At 47.0% G+C, this 18488-nt stretch carries 15 protein-coding genes; 4 read left to right on the top strand and 11 right to left on the bottom strand.

The window, feature by feature from the left end; genetic code table 11:
• The first annotated feature begins 67 nt into the window (after positions 1-67).
• Positions 68-1309: a polyhydroxyalkanoate depolymerase gene (locus LRP50_RS06595; protein WP_274163671.1), complete on the top strand. Its 1242-nt coding sequence runs from the start codon at positions 68-70 to the stop codon at positions 1307-1309.
• A gap of 111 nt (positions 1310-1420) precedes the next feature.
• Positions 1421-1969 (top strand): SRPBCC family protein, encoded by a 549-nt coding sequence (locus LRP50_RS06590; protein ID WP_274163670.1) that lies wholly within the window; start codon positions 1421-1423, stop codon positions 1967-1969.
• Positions 1970-2110: 141 nt separating this feature from the next.
• Here LRP50_RS06590 and hdhA read toward each other — a convergent pair whose 3' ends face one another.
• The 3 genes from hdhA to LRP50_RS06575 all read right to left on the bottom strand — a co-directional run bounded on the left by hdhA (position 2111) and on the right by LRP50_RS06575 (position 5136).
• A complete protein-coding gene (gene hdhA, locus LRP50_RS06585) occupies positions 2111-2878 on the bottom strand; it encodes a 7-alpha-hydroxysteroid dehydrogenase (RefSeq protein ID WP_274163669.1) in 768 nt (255 codons plus the stop codon).
• 254 nt (positions 2879-3132) lie between these two features.
• Positions 3133-3750, bottom strand: a complete 618-nt coding sequence (locus LRP50_RS06580; protein ID WP_016959772.1) for a bifunctional 4-hydroxy-2-oxoglutarate aldolase/2-dehydro-3-deoxy-phosphogluconate aldolase — start codon at positions 3748-3750, stop codon at positions 3133-3135.
• A 9-nt stretch (positions 3751-3759) separates the two neighbouring features.
• Complete coding sequence (locus LRP50_RS06575; protein WP_274163668.1) at positions 3760-5136, bottom strand: GntP family permease; 1377 nt, start codon at positions 5134-5136, stop codon at positions 3760-3762.
• 158 nt (positions 5137-5294) lie between these two features.
• On the opposite strand from LRP50_RS06575, the gene LRP50_RS06570 reads away from it, so the two are divergent.
• Positions 5295-5816 carry a gluconokinase gene (locus tag LRP50_RS06570; RefSeq protein WP_274163667.1) on the top strand — a complete coding sequence of 174 codons (522 nt, stop codon included), beginning with the start codon at positions 5295-5297 and terminating at the stop codon, positions 5814-5816.
• Positions 5813-7609 (top strand): phosphogluconate dehydratase, encoded by a 1797-nt coding sequence (gene edd / locus LRP50_RS06565; RefSeq protein ID WP_274163666.1) that lies wholly within the window; start codon positions 5813-5815, stop codon positions 7607-7609. Before LRP50_RS06570 ends, edd begins: the two co-directional genes overlap by 4 nt.
• A gap of 103 nt (positions 7610-7712) precedes the next feature.
• Here the strand turns inward: edd and LRP50_RS06560 are convergent, their stop codons facing one another.
• The 8 genes from LRP50_RS06560 to LRP50_RS06525 form a co-directional block, all read right to left on the bottom strand.
• Positions 7713-8720, bottom strand: coding sequence for a substrate-binding domain-containing protein (locus tag LRP50_RS06560; protein ID WP_274163665.1), 1008 nt, complete (start codon positions 8718-8720; stop codon positions 7713-7715).
• A gap of 226 nt (positions 8721-8946) precedes the next feature.
• Positions 8947-9708: a DUF2927 domain-containing protein gene (locus tag LRP50_RS06555; RefSeq protein WP_476397358.1), complete on the bottom strand. Its 762-nt coding sequence runs from the start codon at positions 9706-9708 to the stop codon at positions 8947-8949.
• 658 nt (positions 9709-10366) lie between these two features.
• The gene (locus LRP50_RS06550) at positions 10367-11428 is read right to left on the bottom strand and encodes a hypothetical protein (protein ID WP_274163663.1); all 1062 of its coding nucleotides are present in this window, start codon (positions 11426-11428) and stop codon (positions 10367-10369) included.
• Positions 11429-11495: 67 nt separating this feature from the next.
• Positions 11496-12557, bottom strand: a complete 1062-nt coding sequence (locus LRP50_RS06545; RefSeq protein WP_274163662.1) for a hypothetical protein — start codon at positions 12555-12557, stop codon at positions 11496-11498.
• Positions 12558-12636: 79 nt separating this feature from the next.
• Complete coding sequence (locus LRP50_RS06540) at positions 12637-13728, bottom strand: hypothetical protein (RefSeq protein WP_274163661.1); 1092 nt, start codon at positions 13726-13728, stop codon at positions 12637-12639.
• A 177-nt stretch (positions 13729-13905) separates the two neighbouring features.
• Positions 13906-14964, bottom strand: coding sequence for a hypothetical protein (locus tag LRP50_RS06535; protein WP_274163660.1), 1059 nt, complete (start codon positions 14962-14964; stop codon positions 13906-13908).
• Positions 14957-17608, bottom strand: a complete 2652-nt coding sequence (locus tag LRP50_RS06530; RefSeq protein ID WP_274163659.1) for a DUF2235 domain-containing protein — start codon at positions 17606-17608, stop codon at positions 14957-14959. The genes LRP50_RS06535 and LRP50_RS06530 overlap by 8 nt, the downstream gene beginning before the upstream one ends.
• 305 nt (positions 17609-17913) lie before the next feature.
• The gene (locus tag LRP50_RS06525; protein ID WP_274163658.1) at positions 17914-18273 is read right to left on the bottom strand and encodes a SemiSWEET transporter; all 360 of its coding nucleotides are present in this window, start codon (positions 18271-18273) and stop codon (positions 17914-17916) included.
• Positions 18274-18488: the final 215 nt, after the last annotated feature.

The following is an 18488-nucleotide window of genomic DNA, read 5'->3' as shown; positions in this document are numbered from 1 at the left end:
TCTGTTAATTAAGTAGTTAGTTAATAGTGGCGTTGTGCCACGTGTTTTTTAACAGTAGGGACAGCGTATGCTTTACGAGCTCAATGCGACATATATGGAATCCATCAAACCGCTAAACAGTTGGGTGAAATTTGTCAGAGATGTTAACGCTGCGCCTTGGAATTGCATGCGTGACTTATCCGTCGTTCGCACTTTTGATGCGTCCATGGAGCTGGTGGAGCGATTAACAGATTGCTATGACGAACCTGCCTGGGGGCTCGACCATACGGTGATTAACGGCCAAAGTCTGGCGATTCAATACAATGTCATTTCGAATAAACCATTTTGTAATTTGCTTCATTTTCGCCGAAGTAAAGCGCAGCCTCAGCAGCCGAAAGTGCTCTTTGTCGCTCCGCTTTCTGGCCATTTTGCGACGTTGCTACGTGGAACCATCAAGGAATTTCTCCCAGATCATGATGTGTATGTAACCGATTGGCAAAATGCCCGAGATGTGCCAATCAGCGAAGGTGAGTTTCACTTCGATGACTATGTGGACTACTTGGTTGAATTTTTAGAAATGCTCGGGCCTGACACTCACACGATTGCCGTGTGCCAACCGTGTGTACCATTGATGGTCGCGACAGCATTGATGGCAGAGAGAAATAACCCGGCGACACCTGCGAGTATGACACTGATGGGCGGGCCGATTGATACGCGCATCAACCCAACGGAAGTGAATGATTACGCCAGCGGTAAAGATTTAGAATGGTTTGAGTCGAACGTGATTTGTTCTGTGCCCGAACAATACAAAGGGGTGGGACAATGGGTGTATCCCGGTTTTGTTCAACTTTCTGGTTTTATGTCGATGAACCTTGATACCCATGTGCAAAAGCACTTCAAGTTCTTCGGTGACTTGGTTAAAGGTGATGGCGAAAATGCTGAGTCACATCGCCAGTTCTACAATGAGTATTTGGCGGTGATGGATTTGCCTGCCCATTACTACTTGGACACTATTCGTAAAGTTTTTCTCGAACACAAGTTGCCAAACAAGACCATGACCTATCGTGGCAAGCGGGTGGATCTAGATAGCATTACAGATACGGCCATCTTTACCATTGAAGGGGAATTGGACGATATTACAGGGCGAGGTCAAACTTCCGCAGCTTTGGACTTGTGTGAAAAACTGAGAAAATCCAAAAAAATGCATTATGAGCAACAAGGCGTTGGGCACTATGGGATTTTTAATGGAAGGCGTTATCGCGACGTTATAGCCCCGAAAATCAAAGGCTTTATCAAGAAGCATAACCCTAAAATGGTGCGGGCTGCATAGCCTAGTTGCACACGCTGGCTGGAAAAACACTTTTGCCTGAGGTGCGATTCTGTTCCTTCTCAATCACCGTTATAACAGAAACGGTCTTCAGTATTGAGAAGGAAACGATTCATGCTCAAACAACTCATGCTAGTAAAACTCCCCCTCCTTTTACTCACTATCATCAGCTTTCTGGGTTCGTCCTTTGTTTATGCTCATGGCCCCTCAAGGCTCAAGGTGAAAGAATCCATCACGATTGACGCACCTGCCGAAAAGGTATGGAAAACCGTGGGTGCGTTTGACAGCCTAACGTGGTTACCACCTGTGACCAAGGTGGTGATGGAGAAAGAACCTGCTGATCAGAAAGGGGCGGTGCGCGTTGTTTATGTGGGTGAGCAAAGCGTAACGGAGCAACTGAAAAAGTTAGACAAAGAAGGCATGCTGCTGAAATACAAAATCAGCAAAAATAACACCGCACTTCTCCCTGTGACCAACTATCAATCGACCATCACAGTGAAAGCTGACGGCGATAAAAGCATCGTGACGTGGAAGGCCGGGTTTTACCGAGGTGACCCAAACAACGATCCGCCAGAGAATCTGAATGACGAAACGGCAATTGGCGCGATCGTTGGGCTATACAAGGTGGGCCTAGAGAATCTGAAGGTCATTATGGAGCAATAAACGCTCTCTAACGTCTAACTCATGTTAAATTCTAACTCATGTTAAAAGGGGGCGGTTTGACTCAAACACGCCCCTTGCCCCTGCTTCATTGTTTCATTGCTCCATCTCTTTGTCTCTGCTTCTCCCCTCATCAAAGGGGTATTAACTTAATTCCTGACTACCTCCACCGCTGACGGTAAGCACTTGTCCACTCACCCAAGCCGCTGCTGGGGAACACAAAAACAGAGCGGCAGAAGCGATATCATCGGTTTTCCCTAATCGGCCAAGTGGCGTGTGTTTCAGCATGGCTTTTTCAATGTCAGTTGTGAGCACTTTCTCCAACGCCGCAGTGCGGATTGCCCCTGGTGCAATCGCATTCACACGAATGCCCATTGGCCCTAAATCAAACGCTGTGTTTCGTGTGAGGTGATTGACCGCAGCTTTTGATGAACCATAAGACGCCATGTGCGAGTTCTTGTTTTCACCCGCCATAGAGCTGATGTTTAGCATTGCCCCGCCGCCTGCTTTTTGCATGGCAGGAGCGCATAACTGCATTAATCGAAACGGCGAGAATACGTTGAGTTGGTAGGCCCATTCGAAATCTTTCATCGGCATATCAAACGGTTTTGGGCCTCCACCTCCTGCATTATTAGCAAGGATTGTGAGCTTGCCAAATTCCCGCACAGCGGTATCAACCAGCGCGATTCGGTCTGTATCATCGGTGACATTGCACACCGTAGCGACGGCGCGACCGCCATGGGTTTTGATGGTAGAAACTACGTCATTGGCGGCTTGTAAATCAAGGTCACTCACTACAATTGCAGCCCCTGCATCAGCAAACATTTCAGCAATACGCCGACCAATCCCCGCCGCAGCGCCAGTGACAATGGCGACCTGCCCATCAAGGCTGAACTGTTGAATCGCAGACATAGCAAAACCCTCTTCACAATGGATGCAAATAGGGTAGCTGTGGCTGAGTTAGCCAAGCGGTTTATTGTTGATACAGCTCGGCGATCAAGCGAGGCTAAAGCAATGATGACGGCGAGGGTGATGAGGGAATAGAAGCAATAAAAAAGCCGAGCAGGGGGGGGCTCGGCTTAGGATGTTATGGATTTAACTGTTTAACTGTTTAACTGTTTAACTGTTTAACTGTTTAACTGTTTAACTGTTTAACTGTTTAACGATTAACGCTCGGAAACCGCTTTGACTAGCGCGGCTATGCCGTCCCAATCGCCGTTGTCCATCATGTCAGTCGGTACCATCCACGTACCACCACATGCGACAACACTTTTTAGCGCAAGGTACTGATCAACGTTGGCTGGGCTGACGCCACCTGTTGGCATAAAACTCACAGGGTAAACCGCACCGAGTGCTTTTAGCATGTTAACGCCACCAGAAGGCTCAGCAGGGAAGAATTTCAAAGTCTTCAGGCCCATTTCCATCGCTTGCTCAACCAGACTTGGGTTGTTCACACCCGGTACGATTGGCATGTTGCGCTGTTGACAGTACTTCACTGTGGTCGGGTTGAAGCCTGGGCTCACAATGAAGTCCACACCCGCGTCAATCGCGATGTCGACTTGTTCCGTCGTGAGTACGGTGCCTGCGCCAATCAATAGCTCAGGGTAGGCGTCACGCATAATACGAATAGATTCCGCTGCCGCTTCTGTACGGAAAGTGACTTCAGCACATGGCAGGCCGTTTTCTACCAACACTTTTGCCAGAGGCAGAGCGTGAGCGACATCGTTAATCGCAATGACTGGGACGATTTGGATTTCTTTTAGTCGCTGTTCAATCGTTTTCATTGTTTACCTCTACAAAATAAAGCTAAGTGCCGCGACGATAATAAATGCGATACCGCCTAGCAATGTTTCCATCACGGTCCATGTTTTCAGTGTGGTTTTCTCATCCATATCGAGCAGACGAGAAACCAGCCAAAAGCCTGAGTCGTTGAAGTGTGAAAGTACCGTCGCGCCACTCGCAATGGCGATAACGATAAAGCATAAATCGAGTTCGCTTAAGCCTACAGTCGATGCAACCACTGGGGCAATTAGAGCTGCGGTGGTTGTCAGTGCAACGGTCGCCGAGCCTTGAGCAACGCGAAGACACGTTGAGATAACGAATGCTGCCAAAATCACTGGCATACCTGTGTCTGTCAGTACGCCAGCTAATGCATCGCCGATACCGCTTGCACGCAATACACCACCGAACATACCGCCAGCACCGGTGACCAATACCACACCACAGATTGGCGCTAATGAGTCACCACACAGTTTTTCAAGTTTTGCCATGCCGTAGTCTTTGGCAAATACCACCAAACAGACCAGCAGAGTGATAAGCAGTGCAACGGGTGTTTTGCCAAGCATGCGCAGGAATTCAATGACCGGCGTGTTGCCGTCAATGATGCCAGCAACAGATAGCGTGTGCAGACCCGTGTCGAGACAGATAAGTACCACAGGCAGCACCAGAATGCTCATTACCGTGGCAAATTTTGGTAACTTTGATTCATCAACAACGGTATCGCCGTTGAAGAAGGCTTTAGACAAAGGAATATCGAACTTCTTACCCGCGTACAGGCCGAAAAGATACGCGCCCAAGTACCATGTTGGAATCGCAACCAGCAAACCCACCACAAGTAGAAGACCAATGTTTGCGCCAAGAAACTCAGCAGCTGCAACAGGGCCAGGGTGCGGCGGAACAAAGCCGTGCATTACCGCAAATGCGCCTGCTGATGGCAGTGCGTATTTCAGCGGAGAACCGCCGAAACGGCTAGCAACACTCAGGATGATTGGCATCATCACCACAAGGCCAGCGTCAAAGAAAATAGGGAAACCGAAGAGCAGTGAGGCAATACCCAACGCAAACGGGGCCTTGTCTTTGCCAAACCGACCGATCAGCGTGTCTGCAAGAACCTGCGCACCACCAGTGACTTCGAGGATTTTACCAATCATCGCGCCAAGACCAACAAGCAGCGCGACGGAAGCCAGTGTGCCACCAAAACCACCCATCATGGTTGGAACCACTTGTTCTGACGCAACGCCAGTCGCAATCGCTGTACCCAAGCTGACAATGGTCAGTGAGACAAACGCATGCACTTTTAATTTAATGATCAATACCAAGAGTGCCGCGATAGCGAACACAGCAATGGTTAACAAAAACGTAGGATCTGAGGGTTGAACTAACTGCTCCATAGTTACACCTTTTCTAGCATTGTTATTGTTTGTGTGTGAGTTCACATTTGTTTACGTTACCGGTAACATGTTACCGATAACATTCGTAAGATAAACCCATATTTCAAAGTGAATTCCAAAATTGAGAGCACGCGCAAATTTGGTAAAGAGGATTAGTCATGGCTGGAAGTAGTGTCATCGTTATGGGCGTTTGTGCCAGTGGAAAAACCACCATTGGAGAGTTACTCGCTAAACGGCTTGGCCGCAAATTCATCGATGGAGACGATCTCCATCCACGCGCTAATATTCAAAAAATGTCATCAGGAGAACCTCTCAATGATGATGACCGCATGCCTTGGTTAGAGCGTATTCGCGATGCGGCTTACAGCTTAGAAAGCAAAAATGAACACGGTGTGATTGTGTGTTCAGCATTGAAGAAAAAGTACCGCGACCAGATCCGCGAAGGAAACCAAAACGTGACTTTCCTGTTTCTTGATGGCGATATGGATTTGATCATGACACGTATGCGTGCTCGCCAAGGTCACTTTATGAAAGAAAACATGGTGAAAAGCCAGTTTGAAACGCTTGATCGCCCGGATAACGAGCCACAAACGATCATAGTGAGCATCGATTGCGACATTAACACTGTGGTTGATTGCGCCGCCCAAGCCATGCTGGGAATGAGCGAGGTGGTAGCATGATCCATTCCGTCGTCAAAAAAGTCACCGAGCGTTTGATTGAACGCAGCCGCGCCACTCGAGACATATTCTTGGCTCACACCCAAGCGCAAGCTGACGCAGGGAAAGGTCGCAACCAACTTTCTTGCGGCAACTTAGCGCATGCGGTGGCGGCGTCTTGTGCATCTGAGAAAAAATCTATTCTCGATCTGACCCGCGCTAACGTGGCACTTATCAGCGCATATAATGACATGCTAAGTGCGCACCAGCCTTACAAAGATTACCCAGACCAAATTAAACAAACGTTGGCATTGCAAGGCCACACTGCACAAGTTGCAGGTTGTGTACCTGCCATGTGTGATGGCGTGACTCAAGGTCAGCCAGGCATGGACATGTCGTTGTTTTCTCGCGATCTCATCGCACAGTCAACTGCGCTGTCACTAAGCCACAATAGCTATGACGCCACCTTGCTGCTGGGTATTTGCGACAAGATCGCTCCGGGGCAACTGATGGGCGCGTTGGCTTATGCTCACCTGCCAACTGCATTTGTTCCTGCTGGCTTAATGGCGACAGGGATCAGTAACGAAGAAAAAGTCGATGTGCGCCAGCGTTATGCTGCGGGTGAAGTGGGTAAAGAAGCCTTGTTGGACATGGAGTGTAGCGCCTATCACGCGCCGGGAACCTGTACTTTCTATGGCACGGCGAATACTAACCAGTTGGTGTTTGAAGCAATGGGCTTGATGCTTCCGGGCTCTGCGTTCATTCACCCGCATTCAGCCATGCGCACGGCTTTGACTGATCACGCGGCATCAAAGATCGCGTCAATGACCAAAGATTCTGCGCAATACCGTCCACTTTCTGAGGTTGTGACCGAGAAGAGCCTGATTAACGGTGTGATAGCGCTGTTGGCATCAGGCGGTAGCACCAACCACACTATTCACATGCTGGCAGTTGCTCGTGCGGCGGGCATCATGTTGACGTGGCAAGACATTAGCGACCTGTCAGATGTTGTTCCGCTATTGGCCAAGGTTTACCCAAATGGCCCTGCAGACATGAATGCATTCCAACAAGCAGGCGGCGTGCCCGCGTTGATGCATCGTCTGCACGAAGCGCAGTTGGTGCATTCTGATGTGGTTCCTGCGTTTGGTTCTTTTGAAGACCAGCTATCACTGCCAAGCCTTAACGAAGGCAAATTGCACTGGCAGGCTTGTCATGGTTCAAGTGACGCAGCCGTTATTGCGGCGAGCGGTGCAGTATTTGAAAGCACAGGTGGTACCCGTGTGCTGGATGGCAACCTTGGACGTGCAGTTGTCAAAGTGTCTGCGCTAAAAGCGGATCAGCGCGTTATTCAAGCGCCAGCGGCAGTGTTCCGTTGTCAGCATGAAGTGGAAGCGGCCTACAAGCGTGGCGAGCTGAACAAAGATTGTATTGTGGTGCTCACTCACAATGGCCCAGCAGCAAACGGTATGCCTGAGTTGCATAAACTGATGCCAATTCTCGGTAATATTCAAAAAGCCGGCTTTAGCGTGGCATTGGTCACTGATGGTCGTCTGTCTGGTGCATCAGGTAAGGTACCTTCTGCCATTCACGTTTCGCCAGAAGCCATTCGTGGTGGTGCAATTGGTCTGGTGCATGAAGGCGATATGATTTCTGTGAACTGCGAAACGGGCGAGTTGAACAACTTGGCGGATACTCAAGGTAGAACGCCGATTGAGCGAGATACCGAAGCCCTGCAGCAAACATGGGGACGAAACATGTTTAAAGTGATGCGTCAGAGCGTGACAAGTGCAGAGGAAGGCGCAAGCTTCATTCTCTGATACTGTCTGGATGCTTTGTGTACCAACAGTGTGAGTACGTTCAAACTCAAGAAACAGGGCAGCCAATGGCTGCCCTGTGTGTTTTTGAAAAGCGTATGTTTAGCTAGTGGCTACCACCGTCGCTGATCTTGTAGCCTAAATCGACAATCTTGTTTTCAATCTCATCACCTCTCAGCCTTGCCAGCAATAGCTCTGCACTTTTTTCACCAATCTTAAAGCGAGGTGTGTCCACGCTGGTCAATTTTGGCTGTACGGTTTGACCGATATCTAGCGCGTTGTACCCCACAATCGACAGTTGTTCAGGCACCTTCAGCCCTCGTTGTTGTGCGTTAAGCAAAGTACCGATAGCAATATCGTCATTGGTGCAGAACACCCCATCCAAATCAGGGTGCAGCTCGAGGGCGCGAGTGAGTAAGTCGGCCGCCAATGAATAACTGGAATGGTCACCAGTCAGAATGTGTTTTGGTGTTAGGCCTGCGTCACTCATTGCCTTGTCATATCCCAACATTCGCAACTGAGTACGCGTATCAAGGCGAGCACCAAAGTAAGCAATTGAACGCTTACCAGACGCAATCATGCGATTTACCACGTCGTATGACGCGGCAATATGGTCAAGGCCGACTGCCATATCAATCGGGTTCGTTGGTAGCTCCATGGTTTCTACCACGGGGACGCCTGCATTCTCGATCATTTGCAGTGTTTTCGGCGTGTGGTGACTTTCGGTTAATATCAGCCCATCGACTTGATAAGAAAGGAGGGAGGCGATCTTGTGCTCTTCCTCTTCCTCGTCATAACTGAAGTGCGCCAGTAAGGTTTCATAGCCATGAGCTTTGGTGACAGACTCAATACCTTGAACGAAAGAGGCGAATATTTGGTTCGACAGTGAAGGCAGTAAAATGCCAATCGCACGGCTGGACGATTTTGATAGCATCGCTGGTGCTTTGTTTTCAATGTAGCCAAGCTCTTCAATGGCTTGTGCTATTTTCTCTCGGGTTTTTGCCGCGACCGTGTCGGGGTTTCGAAGGTAACGAGAGACCGTCATCTTCGTGATACCAATGGTATCAGCTACGTCTTGAAGCGTAGCTCGCTGTTTTTTATTGTTTTTAGACATATTTTTAAGCCAACCTCCAATGTTACTGTAACATTATTGGGGATATGCCTTAGATGTACAAGTGGTTAACCAAGCGTTATGAAGATTTAACGACGATCATTGAGAGAGTTATCCTTAAAACCCCATTTTTGAGAGTATTTCGCTTACGTTGGCCACTTTTTCGTGCCAGAACGCCCAAAGCAATGGTCGTCACTCAAGACGAGATACCATGGCTTAGCCTATAGGGTCAAAACAACCCCAACTCCGTGACAAACTCTGATTGGCGAGCGAGTTTTTTTGACTCCTCTGCCCACGCAGGACGCGCTTTCAGCCATTGTGACACGATTGGGAGCGCTTTATTCCCTGTCATGCCAGCATGAATGTCAGGTGCATAAAGCAACCGGAGTAAGGTCACATCCAGTGGCGTCAAAACGCTGTTCTTGGTGTTGTCATTGAAGATGGAAGGAAAAACCTCATTGGAATCATTTGGCAAGCCCATGGCTTGCGTCAATTCTTCCACTACGCAAGCAAACAGCTTGCCGCGCTCACGTGCTAGATCAACCGGAATAACAATCAGACCGCGTCGGATTTCATTACTTTTGGTCACCGAAAAGTGCGCCATGCAGATAGCGCCGCGAAAAGGGTAAGACTCATTAGCCCCCCACAATTCTCGCGTTTCATCCTGCCAACGGCTTTGGCGGGTAAACACCATTCTTAGGTTCGCTTTCTCCAGATTATCGACCAATTGGACATCGTGACCCGTGACTTTTGATAGGTGCGTGAGGTGCATGCGAACTAGCATGGTATGAAGCTCTTGGTCACCCACTCTATGGTCTATCCAGACCTTTATTGGCTGACGCCACTTGCGAATAGGGTGAGTGTCATCATCATATTCATTGTTGAGGGCAATCAGCTCAAAGGCTTTTTCTACATAAGCATCATCATCCCAAGCGGCTAGCACAGGGGACGTGAATAGAGACAAAAACAGCCCCAAGACAAGATGTCGCATCATCGCACTCCGTTGTTATTTATCATTGATGCATTCCATGCAAACCAAGATGCTGTGGTTGTTACAACATAGTTTACGCCTGCCTATATTCCTATGGGAAGCAAACCAATTTTATGTTGACATAACCGAGATTAGAAGAGGCACCTGACGTATCTGTTACTAATACATCGCGAAATATGCAATCCCAAAAGACTGATAAACAGCACGATATGAAGCGTACTCATCGTCGAATATCTCCCTGAAATAATTGCTTTATTCGTCAATGTTGATCGAAAGGGCTTGCGAATGAGATAGATGCTTAAACGGCGAAGAAAACAAACACTGATGTTAAAGCCAAGATCGTACTAAGAGTAAAGCACCACTCGGTTGACTCCAATAGACGTTCCACGAACAAGGAGGCAAACAAAAGGGCGAGGGTAGCGAGAGAAAATCCAACATAGTGCCACTCACTTTCATGCCGTAAGCCGTTCACTTCGGAGCCAAAATGGTAAGCGTCAGAGTTCAATGCGAATTCGAGCAGAGTGACTATTTCGAGTGAGATAACAACGAATGTTATCGTCAATACAACTGTGCTTGAAATATGGTTTCTATGTTTTCTATCTGCCATTAGTAAAATGCGTCACTCATTCTTTTAGGGTACGGAATGTAAACATCCAAATTACTGCGGTGCAGGGATGCCATCAAATGGCTTATCCGACATATCGGCTTTACCGCTAAACAGGACCACACCATACCTATCTATCTCTGGGATGTATTCCCAGCGCTTTTGGGGATCTTCGGTGACGGTGCATTGCGTCATTGGCAAATAGCATGAGACAGAGTAGGTGATTTTAACGTTATCGCCCTCTAACAGAAATTGCATGTAAGTTTGCTTGAGGTACCCATCAAACGCACCTTGTCGATAGGCCTGTATTTTTGCTTCCTGAGCGTCTGGGTCATCCATCGAATGTTCAAATTTATAGTAGCGATATTTCCAATGCTTTAAATCATCATCTGGGTTGATGGCTTCACTCCATGCCACTTTGGAGTGCACCGGCATTTCAACAGCACTTTCCGCGATTTGACCGTCAACATCTCTGATCTCGGAAAAGTCGATGCCACTGTATTCGGCTAATTCATAGTACAGAAACCGTGTATCTAAACGAGATTTTGGATAGGGCGAGGGGGATGTTTCACCAAGGCCATCAAACAGCAAAACGACGTCAGTTAAACTTAGAGGGTCTTTAATCACCCAACCATTGGGATCGGCATTTTTACGAGGGGTGCAATCATCAAAACAATTTAGGGTGAAAAAGAGCATCGCTTTTGGACCATCGACAGCAAACTGCATTGTGCCCCAGCGGGTCGAATAGTTTTCGTAGTAGTTTTCCAACGTTTCGATTTTTTTCTTGGCTAATTCACTGTCGATGGGGGAGGAAATACGATAGTAAACGCTGTTACGCATTGTGTCTGGGTTTTGCTTGACCCAATGACCTGCAATAAAATGAGGAACCCCAAGACCACCTGCAGCAGCGCTTGCTCCAGGAAAACCATTTACCGCACCGAATCCAAACCCCATGCGACCGCCAAAAGTGTCGGTTGCATACACATCAATGATCCCATAGGGGCCATCAATACTGCCGGCATTAGCAAGTCGAGCGTGTGTTTTATACACCTCTTGCTCATCTGAACATGCGATAAGCATTAAGCTCGCGAGCAGGAGACTCATGGATTTAGACATTGTCGAATATCTCCCTAAATAGCTCACCATACTCATTCTTTTAGGGTACGGAATGTAAACATCCAAATTACTGCGGTGCAGGGATGCCATCAAATGGCTTATCCGACATATCGGCTTTACCGCTAAACAGGACCACACCATACCTATCTATCTCGGGGATGTATTCCCAGCGCTTTTGGGGATCTTCGGTGACGGTGCATTGCGTCATTGGCAGATAGCATGAGACAGAGTAGGTGATTTTAACGTTATCGCCCTCTAACAGAAATTGCATGTAAGTTTGCTTGAGGTACCCATCAAACGCACCTTGTCGATAGGCCTGTATTTTTGCTTCCTGAGCGTCTAGGTCATCCATCGAATGTTCAAATTTATAGTAGCGATATTTCCACGCTTTTAAATCATCTTCAGGGTTGATGGCTTCACTCCACGCCACTTTGGAGTACACAGGCATTTCAACCGCACTTTCCGCGATTTGACCGTCAACATCTCTGATCTTGGAAAAGTCGATGCCACTGTATTCGGCTAATTCATAGTACAGAAACCGTGTATCTAAACGAGATTTTGGATAGGGCGAGGGGGATGTTTCACCAAGGCCATCAAACAGCAAAACGACGTCAGTTAAACTTAGAGGGTCTTTAATCACCCAACCATTGGGGTCGGCATTTTTACGAGGGGTGCAATCATCAAAACAATTTAGGGTGAAAAAGAGCATTGCTTTGGGACCATCGACAGCAAACTGCATTGTGCCCCAGCGGGTCGAATAGTTTTCGTAGTAGTTTTCCAACGTTTCGATCTTTTTCTTGGCTAGCTCACTGTCGATGGGAGAGGAAATACGAAAGTAGACACTATCTCTTCTGGTTGTCGGGTCTTCTTTCACCCAATGACCCTCAATAAAATTGGGCACACCAAGACCACCTGCAGCAGCGCTTGCTCCAGGAAAACCATTTACCGCACCGAATCCAAACCCCATGCGACCGCCAAAAGTATCTGTGGCATACACATCAATGATCCCATAAGGGCCATCGAGACTTCCTGCATTGGCAAGTCGAGCATGAGTTTTATACACCTCTTGCTCGTCTGAACACCCGATAAGCATTAAACAAACAAACAAGAGGCTCACGGACTTAGACATTGTCGAATATCTCCCTAAATAGCTCACCATACTCATTGATGTTGGGCGAATTGGCCAGCTACATTTTCAGTGTCAGACGCTACTGAGCCTGAGTGTTCTGAAACGGAGTATCTGAGACTTCGGCTTTACCGCGGAAAAGAACCACACCATACTCTTCAATTTCTTGGATGTATTCCCAGCGTTGTTTAGGGTCTTCAGCAATTGGGCAATCAAACGTTAAGGTCTTTTCCCTCAAGCAACTGACGGTATATGCCATAACAACGTCATCACCTTTAGCGACTGTTTTAAAATAACTTTGCTTTAGGTAACCATCAAAAGCATTGCGATAGGCTTGAATACTCTTTTCGAGGGAGTCACTAGCACGAGTTTCGGTATGGAAACGATAATAGCGAAATGTCCATTCATCCCAATTTGCTTCTGGGTTTATGAGTTCTCGCCAGTGCGCTTTGAGCGTTTTGGGCATAATGGCAGATCGTTCAGCGATTTTGCCATCATGATCGGTGACCTCAACTGAATCAACGCGACCTTCATAGAAGGTATTAAAGTTTAAGTATCGCGTGTCGAGTGGCGACATAGGGAATGCGGTGGGTGAACTTTCAGCCAAACCATCAAACAGAACAACAATATCAGTACCATCAATGGGATCTTTAACTACCCAACCATTGGGGTCTGCATTTTCGCGAGGCTCGCATTTTTTTGGTTCGAGTGTGTAATAACAGCCTGAAGACAAAAAAAGTCGAGCGCGTGGTCCATCAACAACAAACTGCATGATTGGCAAGTTGGTTTGAAGTGTTTTGTAATAGTGTTTAAGGGCTGACGCTTTTCTCAATGCAAGCTTTGAGTCTATGGATTTAGAGATATAGAAATATTCTTGATAGCCTTTGGACTCGATATTTTTTTTAGCCCAATATCCTTCAATATAGGCTGGGACACCTATACCACCAATATCAGCACTTGCACCAGGGTAGCTACTTACAGCACCAAACCCAAAGCCTGAGTGACCACCTGAAGAGTCTCTAACTTTGATGTCGACCATGCTGTATGGTCCATCTAAACTGCCAGAGTTGGCAAATCTCGCAATAGGGCCTTGCGGGTTCATTTCATCGGTGCAGGCTGTCGTTGCTAACAAGCATATGGTCATTGGAAGAAAAAGGCGTTTTACATCACGCATTATCAAATATCTCTCTCTCTAATTCTCCAGAATTATTTCTATTGGGCCTGTTGGCCACCTCTGTTTTCACATCACTGTATCCTGGACTTATTGGGATATCGTAGGGGCGGTGAATGGCTTTATTTGCTGTTATTCATAGCGTTATTGCTGATTCAAGGCGCTGGGATTTTCCTCAAGTTACTGGGGCACTTTTTGTCCCTTCCCATGAAACAATATCAAAGCATGCCGGCCAATTTCGTCAAAATAACGCCAACGGTTTTCAGGGTCTTTGGCAACTTCACAGCGTTCTCCCACAGTGTCAGTTAAACACGCAGCGCTGTATGTGATGAATAGCGAGTCATCCTCGGCGAAAATGTCAAATGTGCTGGTTTTAATATACCCATTGGTGGCGCGGCGGTAGGCTTGTATTGCCTCTTCACTAAGCGCTGGGGCGTTGAATTCGCCACTTAATCGATAGCGTTCGAACTGCCACTCGGAAAAATCCGCCTCTGGATTTGTTTTCTTTGCCCACGAAATAGAGAAGGAGGTAGGGTAATCTAAGTTGTCACCCAAGGTATAAGACTTACCATTTTCGCTCGTTAATATCAGCTCTGTGATATTTGTGCTTTCGACGCTTTTTGCCCGGACTAGCCTTTTATCATAAGGAGATGCAGGAAACGCAGTTGGGGACGTTTCTCCTTTTCCCGAAAACAGCATAACGACATCAGTATTTCCATCAGGGCTTGCCTGTATCCATCCATTAGGGTCTGCGCCTTCTTTTTTTTCACAATCATCATAAACGTCAAAGCATTTGAATGTATAAAACACCTGTATTTGGTCTTTATTTACAACGACCTGAATGGTGCCGGGTTTGTCTTTAAGCTTTGTGTAAGCACCTTTTAGCGTTGCAACTTTCTGCTTTGCTAGTTTGCTGTCTATTGCGCTGTCTAGGCGATAATAAGCGACGGGATGTGGCGATGTATCAGATGGCTTGCTCCAGTAACCAGAAATATGCGCAGGGATACCTAAACCTGAAATACTAGCACTTGCTCCCGGATAACTGCTAACGGAGCCATAACCGAGATTAGAAGATGCACCTGACGTATCTGTTATTAATACATCGCGAATACTGTAAGGGCCATCCAAACTGCCAGAATTCCCAAATTTGGCTTTTGGCGCATCGTTAATTTCTTCTGAGCATCCTGAAATATGTAACCCCAAAAGACTGAGGAACAGCGCGATATGAAGCTTACTCATTGTCGAATATCTCCCTGAAATAATTGCCTTGTTCGTCAACGTTGATGAAATTGGATGCATCAGTTTTTACATCGTACCAACCAGGATTAATTAAAGGGTCGTGTGGTCGATGAACCCAATTCAGTATGTTCGCTTCTACTTCTTGTTGCCAGTCGCAAACATCAACACAACCAGGTTCTACTTTGAGCAGCTTATTAGTAAGAGCTTTCATTTCTGTATTGCCGTCATAATCAACAGGCAGTTCGTAATCCAATATATCCCAATTGATACCTGCAAGCTCAGCTTGTTGTCGCATCCTTTCCTGAGTAATGCCTTGAAGCCCGTTACTTATTGGTTGGAGTCGATAAAAATAGAAAGTACCGCCTCTGCTTCTTACTCGCCCATATTGTTTAGGAATTCCATAGTTCTGTTGAACTTCTTTATCCCAAGACCTCTCATAGAGTGCCTCATAGTCTGATCTATCTCTAGGACGCACCAAATTATCAACCTTCTTCACGAGTTCGCGGTTGTATGTGTCATCAATCGGAAATCCAAGATAGTCAGGGAGATCTTTTTTTCCGTATTGAAGCATTGAAGGGTAGCCCCCACCTACATCAGCATGAGCGCCAGGAAAGACCTCTTCGTAAAAATTATCTGCCAATTTGCCATCGATTTTTAGTGAGGTAAGAGGGAAGTTCCCCCTATATTCATGGTGAGCTGTAATGTGATAAACCATTTCTGCACTTGATGGAGATAGAATCAGATTGAAGCCATCCTCATTGTTGTCGCCTGGTATTCCAAAGGATCCTACTGTGTCAAATATACCGACAAAGCGAACACTGACCTGTTTTGATTCATCGATGTGATAATGGCAGGTTTCGCCCGCTCTTTGGTGCTCGCTGCTGAGAAGGTGGGGAACAATGTTGACACTAAATCGATTGCGCTGGATGCGTCTTCGAGTACCAGCGTCACTGTCTGGTGGTATTACCGGAGAGTCGTAGTGAGGGAAGCCGACATTTGCTGCGTTTACGAAGTGTCGTGCAAGCGCAGCCCCACGACTAAAGCCGAAAACATCAAATTCAATGTGATTGATGTCGTCGTACTTTCCCGACTCTTCGAGATCTGCAATGGTATCGCGTAGTTGGCCTATTAAGCTTGTCCATTTATCAAAAGCATCTGAATTGCCGAAAAAATCCCATGATCCCGTGGCCATTCCAGTTGTTTCCATATCTTCATCATTGTCGATGGCTGCTATTGCGTCTTCGCGATCCTCGAAGTCGAGTGTGCCAACACCAGAAATGTAGATTTTTGCTATTTCTCCTTCTTTTTCTGGGTAGGCATCAAATAGCCTTCCGATATTGGTACGTGATGTTTTTCCTCTTGTTTCTTTATACCTGTCGTTTTCTAAATTGTTGCCAGTTCCATCGAAGAAAACCCCAATGGTTAGCTTGTTGTTGGGTAAGGTTTTCACCTTCACCACTGGCAACCCACTTTCCACCAATCTTTCGTTATTAATGGCTTTGAGCGTTGAACCCATGAGTAAGCGTTCTTTATGGTCATAGACCACATCGGCAGGGGCATTGGCGGTTTGTGGTTTGTAGGGTTTTTCTGCGGCTTGTTTCGTTTGCATGGTGGCGAGAAGTTCTGGTACATCAATGGATGTACCATGTTCGTTCAGCCACTCATCGCTTAGGCTATCCAGTTGCTCACGTGTGATGGGCGCATCGAGATAAACGAGGTGCTGATCTTTCACGACCTTGCTGTCGATTTTCCAATAAAGAAGAATAGCGCCTTGGTATTTATTTATGGCTTGCTCAGTATTGAGCTTCTCGTGAGTTGAACGAGTGGCATAAAACGCCCATCGGTTTTCACCCAAAATCTTATATTCCTGAACCAGCTTTCGTTCATGGAAATGGTAGTAATACCCCTCAGTTGGAAACCCTAAACGAGTGCCGAGTTGAACAGAGGGAACAACAGGGATAAACGCCTCTCTGACGGCGTCAGTCCCTTTTGGTCTGAGTTTTACGGGTTCTTGACGGGTAACGCCTTTTTCCGAATTAGCTATTTTTGTAATGAGCTTTCTTGGTGCGCCATCCGTCGCTTTGGCTGAGAAAACGGTGCCGTATTCAGAGGGCTTAGTTTCCCAACTGACAATGCTGGCTTCTTTCGGCGTTTTCCCTAGTGCAAATTGACAACCTACTTCACTGGCAAGTGCATTTTCTGAGCAAGCAACTTCAAACAAATACTCGTAATTTATGCCCGGTTTTTCGGGTTTATCTTCAACGGGGGGCTGCGGGGTATAAGGGGGCTCTATGACGGCCTGAGCGTCAGAACTTGTGCCAGAGCGAGACGCTGAACCTTTTGCTTTGGTGCGAGACACAAACGCGGATTTTGCTTGTGGCGTAAAGCTTGATTCTGTCGCGGTGTTGAGTTGCCACGTTTTATCGCCCGATGACGCAGATGACAATTGAAGTGCGGGTGTGATTGGGGCATCGCTCAGCAATACTAACTGACCTTCTTCGAGTTGAGCTTTGAATTTGTTCAACGCCATACCTTGCGGCAGTACGCCTTCGAGCTCTCGCTCAGCCAGCCCTGAAAATGCACCCTCAATTTTGCCAAATTCATAGCTCGCTAGTTCAGACAGTTTTATAACACGGTAACCCACGCACTCATCCTTAAGTGTTTTCCTTTTGGGCTTAACTACCGAAAAAAAACTGTGAGTACAAGCGCCGCGAACCAAAAGCAGAAGGTGGATCAATCAGGGGCAATTTCTTGCTCGAAATGATGAAGATGTTGTGTCGGTTTTGCGTCGTATTTCTATCTTTTTTATACAGTGAAAACGCGTGTATACGCCTAAGTTCGTTGTGAAAATCTATTGGTAGGTGGACTGGCTCTATGATGATAGAGCCAGTGGTTTTCGCCTGACGCTTGTTGTTTTAATTGGTTAACTCTTACGGATGACTCGCCAACTTATTGCGCGACTTCTGGACGCGTTTCGTCTAGGTGGCTTGTAGGTGATATGGATTTGATTTTCAGATAAAGCACAACACTTGATAGTACCAAGGTCACGCCGTTACCCATCATCAATGGCATATCTTTGGATACAATGCCGTAAATGAGCCAGCACAGAACGCCAAAAACAAACATGACATACATGGCAAGTGAGATGGCGGCGGTGTCTCTGGTTCGAATGGTATGGATCACCTGAGGTAAAAAGGCCAAGGTTGTGCATGCGGCAGCAACAGAGCCAAGCAGGCTAGGGTACTGAACAAGCCCAAAAGCAGCCACGAGTGCAACAGCGACTGCAGCAACAATTTTCAACAGATTCATGAGTTGTTCCCCTTAGGTAGCGTGATCGTTGCCTGAAACGTTTGGGGGATTGCTTCAATTTCAGCCTCAGGTCGGGCATGGATGCCGTTAACCAACGGTTTTTTGAACGTGATTGTTTTTGTCATCGTTGTCTTTCTATGTGTTCGTGCGCCTTAACGTACTCGCTCAGTGCACCGGATTAGGTTGAGTTTGTCCCTGCCGCGAGTTTTGCAGCA

Source organism: Enterovibrio gelatinilyticus, from assembly GCF_028683095.1.
Lineage (GTDB): Bacteria > Pseudomonadota > Gammaproteobacteria > Enterobacterales > Vibrionaceae > Enterovibrio > Enterovibrio gelatinilyticus.
The sequence above is the reverse complement of the archived record's forward strand: the minus strand, read 5'-3'. Positions and strand labels throughout refer to the sequence as shown.